14 protein-coding genes are annotated in these 14466 nt (G+C 34.3%); 10 read left to right on the top strand and 4 right to left on the bottom strand.

Translation table 11 applies throughout. The features are described from left to right. The first annotated feature begins 1 nt into the window (after position 1). The 8 genes from ACEN25_RS09955 (at position 2) to ACEN25_RS09920 (ending at position 8637) form a co-directional block, all read left to right on the top strand. Positions 2–511, top strand: coding sequence for a DUF6252 family protein (locus ACEN25_RS09955; protein ID WP_441802783.1), 510 nt, complete (start codon positions 2–4; stop codon positions 509–511). Positions 512–716: 205 nt separating this feature from the next. Continuing rightward, complete coding sequence (locus ACEN25_RS09950) at positions 717–1784, top strand: hypothetical protein (RefSeq protein WP_441802782.1); 1068 nt, start codon at positions 717–719, stop codon at positions 1782–1784. A 524-nt stretch (positions 1785–2308) separates the two neighbouring features. Further along, positions 2309–4090, top strand: a complete 1782-nt coding sequence (locus ACEN25_RS09945) for a tetratricopeptide repeat-containing sensor histidine kinase (RefSeq protein ID WP_441802781.1) — start codon at positions 2309–2311, stop codon at positions 4088–4090. A gap of 112 nt (positions 4091–4202) precedes the next feature. After that, on the top strand, positions 4203–4928 hold the full coding sequence (locus ACEN25_RS09940; RefSeq protein ID WP_441802780.1) for an NUDIX hydrolase: 726 nt from the start codon (positions 4203–4205) through the stop codon (positions 4926–4928). A 152-nt stretch (positions 4929–5080) separates the two neighbouring features. Further along, entirely contained in the window at positions 5081–5731 is a 651-nt protein-coding gene (locus tag ACEN25_RS09935; protein WP_441802779.1) for a response regulator, read from the top strand. A gap of 96 nt (positions 5732–5827) precedes the next feature. Continuing rightward, positions 5828–6442, top strand: a complete 615-nt coding sequence (locus tag ACEN25_RS09930; RefSeq protein ID WP_441802778.1) for a DUF4230 domain-containing protein — start codon at positions 5828–5830, stop codon at positions 6440–6442. Positions 6443–6464: 22 nt separating this feature from the next. After that, entirely contained in the window at positions 6465–8255 is a 1791-nt protein-coding gene (locus ACEN25_RS09925; protein ID WP_441802777.1) for a sensor histidine kinase, read from the top strand. Further along, positions 8242–8637, top strand: coding sequence for a response regulator (locus ACEN25_RS09920; RefSeq protein ID WP_028376481.1), 396 nt, complete (start codon positions 8242–8244; stop codon positions 8635–8637). The genes ACEN25_RS09925 and ACEN25_RS09920 overlap by 14 nt, the downstream gene beginning before the upstream one ends. A 2-nt stretch (positions 8638–8639) precedes the next feature. Here ACEN25_RS09920 and ACEN25_RS09915 read toward each other — a convergent pair whose 3' ends face one another. Beyond that, complete coding sequence (locus ACEN25_RS09915) at positions 8640–10412, bottom strand: aromatic amino acid hydroxylase (RefSeq protein ID WP_441802776.1); 1773 nt, start codon at positions 10410–10412, stop codon at positions 8640–8642. 117 nt (positions 10413–10529) lie between these two features. Between ACEN25_RS09915 and ACEN25_RS09910 the strand changes: the two genes are divergently transcribed. Then, positions 10530–11282 (top strand): enoyl-CoA hydratase/isomerase family protein, encoded by a 753-nt coding sequence (locus ACEN25_RS09910; RefSeq protein WP_441802775.1) that lies wholly within the window; start codon positions 10530–10532, stop codon positions 11280–11282. Positions 11283–11321: 39 nt separating this feature from the next. Here the strand turns inward: ACEN25_RS09910 and ACEN25_RS09905 are convergent, their stop codons facing one another. Together ACEN25_RS09905 and ACEN25_RS09900 are read right to left on the bottom strand one after the other, a co-directional pair. Next, on the bottom strand, positions 11322–11864 hold the full coding sequence (locus ACEN25_RS09905) for a DUF4136 domain-containing protein (RefSeq protein WP_441802774.1): 543 nt from the start codon (positions 11862–11864) through the stop codon (positions 11322–11324). Between the two features lie 77 nt (positions 11865–11941). Continuing rightward, entirely contained in the window at positions 11942–12103 is a 162-nt protein-coding gene (locus ACEN25_RS09900; protein WP_441802773.1) for a DUF5522 domain-containing protein, read from the bottom strand. Between the two features lie 88 nt (positions 12104–12191). On the opposite strand from ACEN25_RS09900, the gene ACEN25_RS09895 reads away from it, so the two are divergent. Beyond that, positions 12192–12521, top strand: a complete 330-nt coding sequence (locus ACEN25_RS09895) for a hypothetical protein (RefSeq protein WP_441802772.1) — start codon at positions 12192–12194, stop codon at positions 12519–12521. On the opposite strand, the gene ACEN25_RS09890 is transcribed toward ACEN25_RS09895, so the two are convergent. Then, positions 12518–14311: a hypothetical protein gene (locus ACEN25_RS09890; protein WP_441802771.1), complete on the bottom strand. Its 1794-nt coding sequence runs from the start codon at positions 14309–14311 to the stop codon at positions 12518–12520. The two genes, ACEN25_RS09895 and ACEN25_RS09890, sit on opposite strands and share 4 nt — an antisense overlap. Positions 14312–14466: the final 155 nt, after the last annotated feature.

Raw genomic sequence — 14466 nt, 5'->3', positions numbered from 1 at the left:
CATGAGATCAACTGTAAAATTCTTTTTAGCGTTTATTTTAAGTCTACTTCTAATTTCATGTTCCAATGATGACGATGGTGGTGGTAGCAATGCTGTAGATGGTAAACTCACCGCAACTGTAGCAGGTAAATCATATACCTCATTTCCTGAGGCGACACTTGCAGAAGTAAATACTTCTGCGGGTTTTGAGGTTATTACAATTTCTGGAGGTTCAATAGATTCTGAAAATATTCAAATTACAATTATAGGTTTTGAAGGTGTAGGTAGTTACAATCTCAATGCGATGAGTTCGGGTACGTATTCTTTTCTTTCAAATAAATCAGACTTTAATAGTGTGCAGATTTATTCTACAGCTGGTGGCGTGACAACTAGCGGGGAAATTAAAATTTCAGAATATGAGGAAGGTGAACGTGTAAAGGGAACTTTCAAATTTACCGGATATCTTCTTAGTGATACTTCTAAAAAAATAGAGGTTAGTGATGGGGAATTCAACATGATTATCAGAAAATAATAAGAATAAAAAAATCTCGAAAGTTGAGGTTTTTACGCGAAGCCGGAAGTTGAAGAAATTCTTCTTTCGGCTTTATTATTTAGGGATTCTAAAGAAATAACAGTCAATTTTAAACTAGAGGTTAAGAAATATAGGGCAAATGCCGTATTGATTACTGCTTGAAAATCAGTCACTTTTGAGATGTAAAAACTTTAATCTTTTAATTATGAAAACAAATTATTTTTTAGCAGTATTCTGTCTGCTAGTATGTTATAACAGTTTAACTGCCCAACAAGTAAGTGAATTGAATGTAAAACTTGATCATTGGGGACAGAAGCCTAGTGATAAAATGTCTAAAAATGTTTACATATCTGATTTTCAGGTAATGGTAGAAGTCTACCGTGAAGATGTTGATTATAAAAAGGAAAAGGAATTTAGAGGTATTGGAAGAGGTGAGGCAACTGCACAAGCCGCGTTAGGACTTAAAGGTATTGATGCTCAATTATTACAGGCTCAGGTTGATAAACTGTACACCGAATTTGTAGCAGATCTTAAAGCTAAGGGTTACACATTAATAGATGTGGAAACTGCAGCAAAAACAGATTATTATAAAAATGCCGAGCGTATGCAAGGTCCTAACATTCGGGAAAGTGCCAACCCTGGTTATCTTGAGATTTTACCAAGTGGAGCAAGTTTTATGGTAAGTAAGCGTGAAGCCGAAGGTAAATCGAGTAATAAAGCAGGAATTATGGGTAACTTAAAAATGGTGGGTAAAGCTGTTTCAGGACCTAACCAACTCTCAAAAGATCTTGACGATGCCTTAGTAATTGAAGTAAAATTGGCACTTAATTTTAGTGAAGCCGGTTCTAACTGGCTTAAGAGTTTATCTGGCGCAAATGCACAGGTTAAAACAAATCTTATGCTGGGAACGCATACAGTACAGGCTCCCAAAACAAAAGGACTGCGTATGAAAGGACAGGAAGAAGTGTATACCATACCCAATACTATAGAATTCTACCAGGGGGCAGGATTGAAAAAAATTCAGTCTAAAGGTTATTTAAAGAAACCGGTTTACATTTCAGGAGTTATAGATGATACCAAGTCAAGTGCCTACGATAAGGGTGCTTCGATCACCTATACTAATATTGGAGATTTATTTGTTGTAAAAAACACCTACAGCACCATAAGTACTAATGCAAAATTTGCCGAAACCGATGGGGTTAAACTGGCTGACGGACTTTACAAATCTGCCAGTGCTTTTTTAAATGAGGAGTTGAAAGAATTTTTTGATTAACCATTCTAAATACTTACTTACAATAACTGCCTGATCTAAAGTTGGGCAGTTTTTTTATTTCAATTAACGAAGAGCTCTCAATTCATTTAAGAAATCCTCAATTTTAAATTTATTTATTTTAGAGCCCTTTAATTTAAAATTCGGGCAATTTAGTGTTTAGGTAGAATACTCATTTTTACAATAACACCGTAACTAAAAGCGCTTATATGAAAGTGGTTTTTTATATTATTTATGTAATGGCTATAGCATTAGTGCTGCTGTATTTTCAATTTTCTAAACAAAAAAGAACGGCAGTATACTGCAGTAAAATGAAATTGCTGAATGCAAGACTTGAGCTGAACAAATCACAACGAGAGATTCGAAAAGAGGGGTTAACCAATTACGACTTTCTTCGCTATAATTTAAAAGAATCGCTAATTCTTCAAAACGAAATTTCGCTTTAAAATTTACTTATATTTAATTGTATATCAATGAATTTACGATTTCTATATATTTAGATTTTAAATCATTTGTAATCTGTTTTTATGAGAAAAAAATACCTTCTTGCATTCTGCATTTTCATTCTAACCTTTCGTTTTTCGGCACAAGACATTAAAGTTATTGATTCAATCAATGCCATTCTTGTTCAAAACAGTTCTTTAAATACCGATACTTTGCTGATTATTTTTGAGCAAAATTTAAATGCTGCTCAGAAAATTAATTACAAAAAAGGAATGGGAGAAGCCTATAAAAACATGGCTACCCTATATGGTTATGAATCTAACGGTGCTAAACGTGTCGCTTACAACCTTAAAGCCATTCGTATTTTTGAAGAAAATAATCTTAAACCTCAAGCAGCAAATCTGTATGGGGAGATGGGCTACGGAATGAAGCGTGATGATATGATTAAGGCTCAATACTATATGAATAAGGGCATAAAAATGGCCGAAATAGGCAATTATAAAGAGGTTTTAGATCGAACATATAATAATTACGGGGTACTTAAAGAAATGCAGGGTCAATTAGATAGTGCCCTTTATTTCTATAAAAAAGGATTAGCTATCGTTAAAGAACGTGATTATAAAGATGGTTTCCCGTATAGTTACAGCAATCTTGCCGGAGTTTATGGGCAACAAGGTAAATACGATTTATCTAGAGAGTATTTTTATAAAGCAATGGCTATACGGGAAGAGATAGGAGATCATAAGGGTATAGCAGAGAATTACACCCAGATAGGTGAGGTTTTTATGGCAGAAAATAAACCACAACAGGCCATACCTTTCTTTAAGCAATCCTTACCAATAGCACGTAAAGAGGACTATAGGTTTTTAATGCAATATACGTACGAGCAACTTTCTAAAGCATTTAAAAACTTAAAGCAAACTGACTCTGCCTTATTTTATTTTGAAAAGTTCTCAGCATTTAAAGACAGCATTAATGGTTTAGAAACAAGTAAAGCGATAGCAGCACTTGAATTAGAATATGAAACCGAACAGAAAGAAAATCAAATCTTGCAGCAACGTGCCCAACTGGCTGAAAAGGATTTAGAAGTACGTCAAAAAAACAGCTATTTATATGGGAGTCTGGGGTTAATTTTGATTTTGGGACTTTTAAGTTATTTAATTTATAACCGGCATAAACTTAAAAATAGTCAGCTTCAAAAAGAAAAAGAACTCGAGATTGCATTAGCTAAAATTGAAACGCAAAATCGTTTAGAAGAACAGCGTTTACGTATTTCCCGGGATTTACACGACAACATAGGATCTCAAATTACATTTATCATTTTAAGTATAGATAATTTGAAGTATGCTTTAAAAAGTAAAGATCAAAAAATAACCGAAAAACTTACACAGATAAGTGAATTTGCATCAATAACAATCAACGAACTTCGGGATACGATCTGGGCAATGAATAAAGAAACTATTTCATTAGAGGAGCTACAAATACGTATTGCAAATTTTATAGAACGGGCACAGGCAAGTCGTGATACCATCTTATTTAAATTTGAGAATTCGACAGACTTACCCGGCGATTATAGTTTTACTTCTATAGAAGGCATAAATATTTATCGCATCATTCAGGAGGCTGTAAACAATTCTCTAAAATATGCAGATGCTGCTACCATTAATATTGAAGTTGATAAAAACAATAACCACTTAGAAATTAAAATTTATGATGATGGGAGTGGTTTTGATTTAAAAAATTATGAGCCGGGTAATGGGCTTCTTAATATGAAAAAAAGAGCCTTAGATATAGGCGCAGACATAGTTATTACAAGCAAGATTAATCAGGGTACTTTAGTAAGACTTTCAACTAAATTTTACTGAATAGCAACAGAGTGAGAATTTAAATGTCAAACTAAAAGTTAGTTATACTCATTTGATACAAATTAGGTGTTATATAAAAAAAAACGTATTTTAAACACTTAAAATTAAACATATGACCCCAAGTTCTGCTAGTGACATGCATTTAGGACACAAAGATTTTTATGCTCAAAATGACAAAATTTATGTAGCGACAGATTGCATAATATTTGGCTTTGATGATGGCGATCTTAAATTGCTTGTTTTTAAGAGAAGAGTTGAGCCTAACTCGGGTATATGGTCATTGATAGGGAGTTTTGTTAAGCTGGGAGAAGATGTAGATGAGGCAGCAAGACGCGTTTTAAAAGAGATCACAGGTCTTAATCAGTTATTTTTAGAACAATCTAAAACCTACGGAAAAGCAGATCGTGATCCCGGTTATCGCTGTTTGTCTGTTGCGCATTATGCGCTCATACGTATAGATGATTACGATAAACAGTTAGTAGAAGAGCACGGTGCTTTCTGGTACACATTAAAAGACCTTCCGCCTTTAGCTTTAGATCACGATCAAATGGTAGCAGATGCTTTAGATATGTTACGCCGTAAGTCACGTTATCAGCCTATAGGATTTGAGTTACTTCCTGAAAAATTTACGATTCCGCAGATGCAAAAGTTATATGAGGCGATTTATCAGCGGGAATTAGATCCCCGTAATTTTAGAAAAAAAGTATTATCGCTTAAAGTTTTGGTGAAGCTTGACGAAAAAGATAAAACGAGTTCAAAGCGTGGTGCGTACTTATACCGTTTTGATTCAGAAAAATATCAGGAGCTTTTAGAAAGTGGTTATAATTTTGAGATTTAGTGAATGCGGAATAGGGGGAATACCCTATTTTAAAAGATAAATCTTACCATTAAATTTAGGAAGATTTAGCAAGTTAAAGTATGCTTTTAAAAGTGCTATGACCTGGGGAAGTATTAAGGTTCTTCACCAGTTTTTTTATTTCCCATTAGTTTATGGATGTAAAAATTGCAATCGTTGACGATAAATTTTTTTTAGCAAAAGCAGTTGCTGAAAAACTGTCTTTTTTTAAAGAATTTAAATTAAAATTTATTGCAGAAAATGGGAAAGACCTTCTTCATAATCTGGAAGCAAATAATGGCATTCATCTTATTTTGATGGATATTGAGATGCCTATTCTTAATGGTATCGAAGCAACAATCTTAGTAAAACAGAAATACCCTCAAATAAAAATTATTATGCTCACCGTTTTTGATAACGACGAGCATATTTTTAATGCAATTAAAGCTGGTGCAGACGGTTATCTTTTAAAAGAAACCAGTCCCGATAACCTGCATAAGGGTATTCTTGAAACACTTGCGGGTGGTGCAGCAATGAGCCCTTCAATTGCGATGCGCACTTTAAAATTACTTCGCAATCCTGAATCTCTTAAAAGTTTTGAAGACAGAGAGGATATCTCGTTGTCAGACCGGGAAATAGAAGTCCTGGAACAACTCAGCAAAGGGTTGAATTATACCGCTATTGCCGAAAATTTGTTTTTATCTCCAAGTACCGTTAGAAAGCATATTGAGAATATTTATAAAAAACTTCAGGTACACAGTAAACTTGAGGCAGTTCAAAAGGCTAAAAATAATAATATCATATAACAACGTTAATTTTCTTTAAAAACGGTTTCAAGTTTTTTTATCTTTTTTTTTGTGGGTACATTTAAAAAATAATTTATCTCCACTAGCATTGGCTGTATGCGCAGAATACTTATTCTCATTTCCATTATTATTTTAGGGATTTTTACCTATCTCTATTTTAAGGATAAAAGCGATCAACGTGCTGAATTGTCACAAGCTACCCAATTAATTGAGAAAGAAATTAAAAATGTAGGCAAACTCATAGTTACAGAAGGATCATTCGCTCAGGTCTTTACGTATAAAGATTCAAAAAAAATGTATCTAGATATACTAACTGCTAATAAAAAAGCTTTAGTAGTGGTGAATGCAAAGGTTACTATTGCATATGATTTAAGAGCTTTAGAAACAGATGTAGATATTGCTAATAAAACAATCACGATTACACATATCCCAAAGGCTGAAATTAATATTAACCCTGACATTGAGTATTATGATGTTACTCAGGATTACCTCAATCAGTTTGGAGCTTCAGATTACAATACTATTAAAAAACGTGTTATGGTAAGTTTGAAAAAGAAGATTGAAGCTTCAGATTTACGAGAGAATGCAGAAAATCGACTAATAGCAGAACTTTCTAATATATATGTAGCAGTTAATACTTTAGGCTGGACTTTAAAATATAATAAAACCGAGATTTCAAACGCTCAGGAGTTGAAAAATATATTAGATTGATTTGAATACAAACAATAATAAAATGAAATACACTTCCCCTGCACTTAAAACTATTAATGTATTGCCGGGCGCATTAGCTGTTTTTGATAGAGAAGGTATATTATTATCAGCTTCTTACGAGTGGAAAAAGGAGGTTAGTCGAGAATTAGAAAATCCATGCAATACTCAACCAAACCTTTTAGAAAAATTTGCAAAGGCTATACAAGAGGCGCTTATTAATGGCAGCACTCATTTTATAGTTGATGTGCCTGTAAAGCAAGTGCGCTATAAATATAAGTTTGGCAAATTTGAAACCGAGGGTGAAGTCTTAGTGTTAGCGCAACGCATTTTAAGTACTCGACCTGAAGAATACAGAAAAGAAGAATTATTAAAGCAAACAAACAAGGTTGCCTATATAGGATTTTGGGAGTTAAATCTTATAACAAAAGCTATATATTGGTCTGAAGTTACCCGTAAGATTCATGAAATTCCAGAAGACTTCAAACTAGATTTAGATATCGGTATTAATTTCTATAAAGAAGGTGAAGATAGAGCACGTCTTACCCAGGTAGTTAATCGTGCTATTGAATTTGGGGAGTCTTGGGACGAAGATTTTACACTAATAACATATACAGGTAAAGAGGTCTATGTAAATGCTAGAGGTAAGGCAGAATTTGAAGATGGGAAATGTGTACGTCTTTTAGGTACGTTTCAGGATATTACAGATAGGGTTGTAAAAAATGATCAATTACGTACAAGTGAAGAGCAATTTAGACTTGCATTTGAAAATACACCTATTGCTTTTCTTATAATAGATGTCGAAAGTTTTAAAATTTTAGAAGTTAACGAAGCTTGCGAAAAGATTTTTGGGTACAACAAGAATCAATTTTTAAAGAAAAAAATCACAGACTTATATAGACCTGATGAGTTTCAGAAAAACTATCTTTTAATAAAAAATCTGTTTCATCAAAATTCTCGTAAAATTGAAAACGAGCAGAATTTCTTACATAAAAATGGAAATACTATTCTAGCTAAAGCCTATTTTTCTTTAAATTATGATTCTAAAGGTAAACCAAAAAAAATTATTGCTCAGATACAAGATGTTACAGAACTTAAGAAACAAAATGATGAAATAAATCGCTTTGTTGAGGTTACAACCAATCAAAATACACGCTTAATAAATTTTGCACATATAGTATCGCATAATTTAAGATCGCATTCTAGTAACATAGGTATGCTGATAGAGTTTCTAAAAAATGAAAAAGATGAAGAAGAGCGGGAAATGCAATTTGAAATGCTTGCTCAGGCTTCGTCTATGTTAACAGAAACCATATCGCACTTAAATGAAGTGGTATCTGTAGACATTAATTATCAGGATAAAGAAGAATTAGATCTATATAAATATATAGAAAATGGAATCCGTTCTGTTAGGGGACTTATGGTAGAAGTTAACTTTCAGATTTTAAATCGTGTTGACGAAGGATTCAAAATATATGCTGTACCGGCATACTTAGAGAGTATTATACTTAATATAATTACAAACTCAATTAAGTATAGAGATCCCAAACGAAAATCCTGGTTGCAGCTATCTGCAGAGCGTATTAATGGGTATGTGATTATCACTGCTTCAGATAATGGTCTGGGAATTAATTTAGAGCGCTACGGAGATCGAATTTTTGGCCTGTACAAAACATTTCACGAACATTCTGATGCACGAGGATTAGGTCTTTATATGACTAAATCTCAAGTAGAAGTTATGGGAGGTTCAATAAACGTACAGAGCAAAGTAGGAAAAGGGACAACATTTATAATAAAATTAAATGAAAAAAATTAAACTGGCTTGTATCGTAGATGATGATCCTATATTTGTTTTTGGGATTAAAAAAATGATGAAGCTTACAGAATTTTGCGAGAACTTTCTGGTCTTTTCTAATGGTCAGGAAGCCTTAGATTCGTTAATCGCAATTATACAAAAAGGTGAAGATGTTCCGCAGTTAATACTTCTTGACCTTAACATGCCTGTGATGGACGGTTGGGAGTTTCTAGAAGAATTTACTAAAGTTAATCCGCCAAAAGAAATTACCATATATATTCTTACATCTTCAATAGATCCCAGAGATTTAAAGAGAGCCAAAAAATTTAATAGCGTGTCTAATTACGTTATCAAGCCTATAACTGTAGAGCAATTAGAAGATATTAAAAGTTCATTGTCTTAGATTTAATTTAAAACCTGCGAGTTATTTACTAAGTCCAGACCGTCTTTGATAAGGTGTTTTAATTTCGGTTTTTGAGATTGTAGTTGGTCTAAATGATTTAGAATTTCTAATTTGAGTTTCTCCATATTATCGGCAACAGCTATCTCATACAATTCTACTGAAAGCAACCAGTCTGTAGGGTGATATTTTATTAAAATATCAAACACAGCTTCCGGAGAAAATTGAGTATTCTTACCTTCTCTGTAATTTCTAACAGCCAGATAAAGACTTTCAAGTTCTTTGCGCTTTTCACTGTGTGTTGGTTTAACCGTGCTGCTGCTAACCTGATGATTAATCAAATTAAATGAATTGAAATCTGCAGGACCAGAAAAAGCAGAAACTATACGTTTTCCTACCCCAAGATGGTAAATACCCCATTCAGGTTTAAATAAAATACGGTTGCCTTGAGAAACGGTACAATCTTTAAAACTAATGAGTATAATCTTTCCTTTTAAGTTGCGGGTGCCTGTAATGATTTCACCACTTACTAATATATCTCCTTCAAACTTTAGATCAATTTTTTCACCTTCAAAAATGTTGTATGCCTGAAGGTCTTTAGGACTCATATCTTCAATTGCCAAATTTATTCCTTCCAGTTTACCTAAAGCGGTACCATAACCCTGAGGATGATTAAGCGTCCCGTGACCTATAAGTTCTTTTTCATGATACGATAGCGCAGTTTCTCCTTCAGTTTGAATATAAGCGACTTTATTTTTATGTGTGATAATATCTCGAAAGACACCAGAAATTTGAAGTCCCGTACTTAGTTCTACAGTTCCTAGATTTTTGCTTTGAATAAGCTTATTTATTCCTTCGGGACCGCCGGTTCTAAGTGCCATAGTATTTGCAAACTCTTCTAAAACTTCACTTAAATAGGCAAAATTAGGAGTTACGTAAAGCTGAGGTTGTGGTTTTGTAATGTCAAATTCCTGAAAGGCAGCATCAGGACTATAGGGTATCTTTTTAACGGCATCGGTCATACACCAGGCGCTTTCGCCTATTGAAGATAAAAGACCGGCACCATAGATCTTAGGATTTTCGGGTGTGCCTATTAGACCATATTCAACCGTCCACCAGTGCAAATTACGTATGAGAGCCATTTCGCTAGGTTCACCCATATTATTTTGTAAATGAGCTACCTCTTTTTCTGTTTCCTCGATTTCGCTTTCAGAAGAATCTTCGGCTTCTTTTAAGATTGAAAGTTTCCGTACAGCCTCATAAAGCTCATAATCTTTAGCTGAAGAAATAGCTTTACATCCTATTTCTCCAAAACGTCTAAGGTATTCTGCATATTCAGGATTAGCGATAATAGGAGCGTGACCTGCACCCTCGTGTATGATATCTGGTGCTGGGGTATATTCTATATGTTCTAGTTGTCGTATGTCTGAAGCTATAACCAAAACTTTGTATGCCTGAAACTCCATGAACGCTGCGGGAGGTATAAAACCGTCAACAGCAACTGCAGCCCATCCTATTTCTTTTAAAATGCGATTCATCCCATACATATTAGGTATGTGATCTATAGAAATACCTGTTTTATTTAATCCATCTACATATGATTTATGAGCTACAGTAGCGAGGTAGTCAAAATTTTTACGCATCACATAACGCCATACCGCCTGATTTATGGGAGTGTAAGAATCATAATGCTGTGGTTTTATGAATTGCTTTAAATGAGCGGGAAGTCGCTCTATAAGTGGATTAGTTTCTATATTTTTATCTAATTCTGAATTCATAAATCAAATTTACAAAGATTGTCTTAAGTTGATATAATCAAATTTCAGACATTCTTAATTTAGAAGTTTAAATTTGAGGAATATTTAATTATAATATTCATTTACTAAATAATATTTATGCAAAGTTCTTTTGTAAGCCTTGATATTGAGAATGCCGTAGGCATACTTACCTTTTCTACTCCAGATCATAATGCGTTACCCAGCAGTATTTTAAGCGAACTCGAAAATAAAATTTTTGAAGCCGGAAAGATGGAAAATTTAAAAGTTCTTATTCTAAAAAGTGGTGGCGATCGTACGTTTTGTGCCGGAGCCAGTTTTAAAGAACTTATTGCTATACAAAATCAAGAGGAAGGGAAAACATTTTTTACGGGATTTGCTAGAGTTATATTGGCAATGCGCTCCTGCCCGCTACCTATAATAGCAAGGGTGCAAGGAAAAGCTGTAGGGGGTGGAGTAGGTATCGCGGCGGCAGCAGATTATTGTTTAGCTTCAAAATATGCTTCGATTAAACTTAGCGAATTAACTATAGGGATTGGACCTTTTGTAATAGAACCAGCGGTAACTCGTAAAATTGGTGTGTCTGCAAGTTCGCAGATGACTTTTAATGCCAAAGCATTTTATGACGCATCCTGGGCACAAGCTCAAGGTTTATATGCTGAAGTTTATAATTCTGTAGAGGAGCTGGATTTAGCTATAAAAGATTTGGCAAATAATATTGCATCCTACAATCCGGAGGCTACTAAGCAGGCAAAGCGTATTTTTTGGAAGGGTACAGAACACTGGCCAGGTCTTCTTGAAGAACGTGCTTCAATAAGTGGTAATCTAGTTCTATCTGAGTTTACGAAAGAAAAATTGAAATCGTACGCATAAAAAAAGCCCTCATAGAGGGCTTTTAAATAAAAAGATCTTTTAATTAGAGGCCATTTTTTTAGGAGGATATTCCTGCATTATTTCTCCTACAATTTCGTTGATACGTTCTTGTTTTCTTTCAACATCTCTAGCTAGATAACCGGTTCCCTGACCTTGCCATACCAATTCTTTCTTAGTAGCATCAATCAGATCGATATACAATGTGCCTTCGGTAGTTCTTGAAACGGTATTGCCGAAGCCGCCGCCAAAAGGTCCCCAGGGACCCCAGGCTCCCCAGCCCCAACCAAAATTGTTATATACATCAACACGTTGTTGCGCTGTAGTAAAGATACTTACCAGCATTGCAGGATTGTCAGATTTTACAAAGCCTTTAGCAAGCATATTATCTTCAATTGCACGCAATATTCTTTTTTTGTCAAGATCAGAAATTTCAGCCTTATCTATACCGGGTTTAAAAAAAGCAAAGGTTTTGTATTCATTAAAATTTGCGCTCTGATCATAATCTGATGATACTTGCACAGTGCTACACGCCGAAAGCAGTACTACTACAGCAAGCAGAATAAAGGGTTTTAATTTTTTCATATAAAATGTTTTATGGGTTATTGAAAATGAGCAAATTCTATTTTATAAGTATCAATAATTATACCAAGATCAGATAATTAGTCTCGTGATTTATCATAATCATAAGGGCAATGTCTGCAACCACTTTTACAACAATATCCTCTTTTTAAGTGATATTGCTCTGTAAAACATCTATAGCCTTCTGGTGTTAAATAATAATCTCCTTCTTCTAACGGTATATGTTTTTTAAATTGACTCACAATTAAAGGTATAAAAGATCAATAAGACTTGTGTAAATAAAGACTTAAATCTAATTTCGAATTTTATAAGTACAATGATACTCTTTAAATGGCTATTTTAATTCACGCACCTATCTTGTTTAAGAAGTTTATAGGCTGTGCTTTTTGGCCATTTATTTTTGTTAAACGTGTAGGTTTAAAAGAAGATGCTGTATTCATTAATCACGAGCGCATACATCTTAGACAACAAATAGAATTACTAATAATTCCATTTTACCTTTGGTATTTTACTGAGTATCTAATACATCTAATACATTTGAAATCTAGACGCGCAGCGTATCATGCTATAAGTTTTGAAAAAGAAGCATATGCTAAGGAGCGAGATTTTGAATATTTAAAAAACCGACAATTTTGGGGTTTTTTGAAGTACTTGAATTAACGGTGAACTATTACTTGGAAGCGATCATAATCAGATTCTCCAAAAATCATTTTATAATCATATTCAGCTCCAAAACCTCTCCCATATAATTTAAAGGTATGGGTACCTGCCGGCAATTCAACATAAGATGTTCCATTTAAATAATAGTAACCAGCTGCGTAGACTGTAGGGCCTCCATTTCCACCGTTTGCATTAGTATATGTCCCTGTATCATATGCAAAGTGTTCAGCTCCATCATTCACTGTTATCCATCCACGGTATAATCTAGGGGCTCCATCAACAATAGCATTTCCATCTCTTCTTGTTATTGATACACTATAAAAGTATATTAATTGTACAAGTGACTTTTGGGAAAGTGTTATTGTTTCAGTAAGAAGTAGGCGATCTTTTGAAGCGCCAGTTCCACTATCAGAAGTTACTGAATTATTAGTGCCAGTTAGAAAGTTCACTCGATTTACAGGCATAAATGTTTGCACTAATGAGGGCTGTAAAACCATTGTACCATTATCATCTACATAAACCGGCATGGGGTCATTTTGTACATTGTTAGCATTGTTAGGACGGTTTAAGCCATCAACACGTATAGTAGAATTTGCTCCCCCAATGTGTAGTTTTTCTTTTGGAGCAGTATTACTTATCCCTAAATTGCCTGTAGGAGTGATATTAATATCATCCTGGTTAGCACCTATACCATCATTTTGCACTCCAATTTCTAATAGACTATTTTCTGTGGTAGATCCGTTACCACTACCATCATCAGAATATTTAATATAACCGTAGTCACTTACTGCATTTACAGAACTCTTAAACAAGATTGATGATTGTCCTCCGGCGTTACCATGCTCAAGTACAATTGTCCCTGCATTGCCCGCAAGTGTCGTACCGGTATCCTCATAAACGTGAAGACTACCCTGTGGAGTTGCCGTTTTTATACCAATTCGATTTGTACTACCCTGTATAAAAAGTGTGTTTTCATCAGCATCAGTTTCTACTCTAAAGTTTAAGTTTAAGCCTTTTTCATTAAATATGGTCGGTCCATTTGCAGCTATACGATGGTTGTAGGTATTATTTTCAAACAAATCTAACACTCCATCATCAGCAGTAGAGTAAAGTGATGCGGTAACATCATTGAGATTTGCAACACCTTCATATATACTCAAACTCTTACTAAACGAGGTGGTTTGATCATTATTGAACACAGCGGTTAAACCTAAAGTAGTAATATCGGGATTATTTCCTCCTGTTGCTACTGCAAGGCCAGTGTTCGTTCCAGACTCCATATAAACTGAGGCATCGTATGAACTTCCCGAATTTCTAAACGCTAATCCAGATGCATTCGCATTTGCAGAGCGTCTCAGTGTAAAAGCATCTTGTGCACCTACAGATGTAAATTCAATTTTCTTATCTTCTTGAGAAACAACTCGATCTCCTGCTAAAGTGCCATCCACAGTATAAATATTATCGCCTGTTGCAGCGGGAGTGGTAAGGGCAACCCATTTTGTGCCATCCCAATAATAAAAACCTTCAGTAACAGCATTTGCTCCAGTTGTTACGGCTTGATTAAAAACTAACAAGCCTTTAGTAGCAGACGGTGTAATCGTAGTGTTATCTGTTATCCCTGTAAGACTTACTCGCGGAATTAAAAGACCTTTATCTGATGCTTCTATGTCAAGTAGCGATCCATTTGCAGGTGTAGTAGTACCAATACCTACCTGTGCGTGTGAAACAAATGAAAAGAATAACGCAATACTAAATATGAAAAACTTTAGGGGAAGTAATTTTATTCGCATATAAAATTATTAGGGGCTATTAAATGTTATGTTCATCTTGTGGAGAGTGCAAAAATATGTTTTTTATCGACATATAGTTGCTTTTTACCTGTACTTTAACGATTTAAACATAATTAAAATGAATATTCTGTGTCGTTTACGTGTGTTATTTCCGA

The sequence above is a fragment of the Leeuwenhoekiella sp. W20_SRS_FM14 genome (genome assembly GCF_052119605.1).
In the GTDB taxonomy this organism is placed as follows: Bacteria; Bacteroidota; Bacteroidia; order Flavobacteriales; family Flavobacteriaceae; genus Leeuwenhoekiella.
This window is presented reverse-complemented; position numbering and strand designations above follow the sequence as displayed.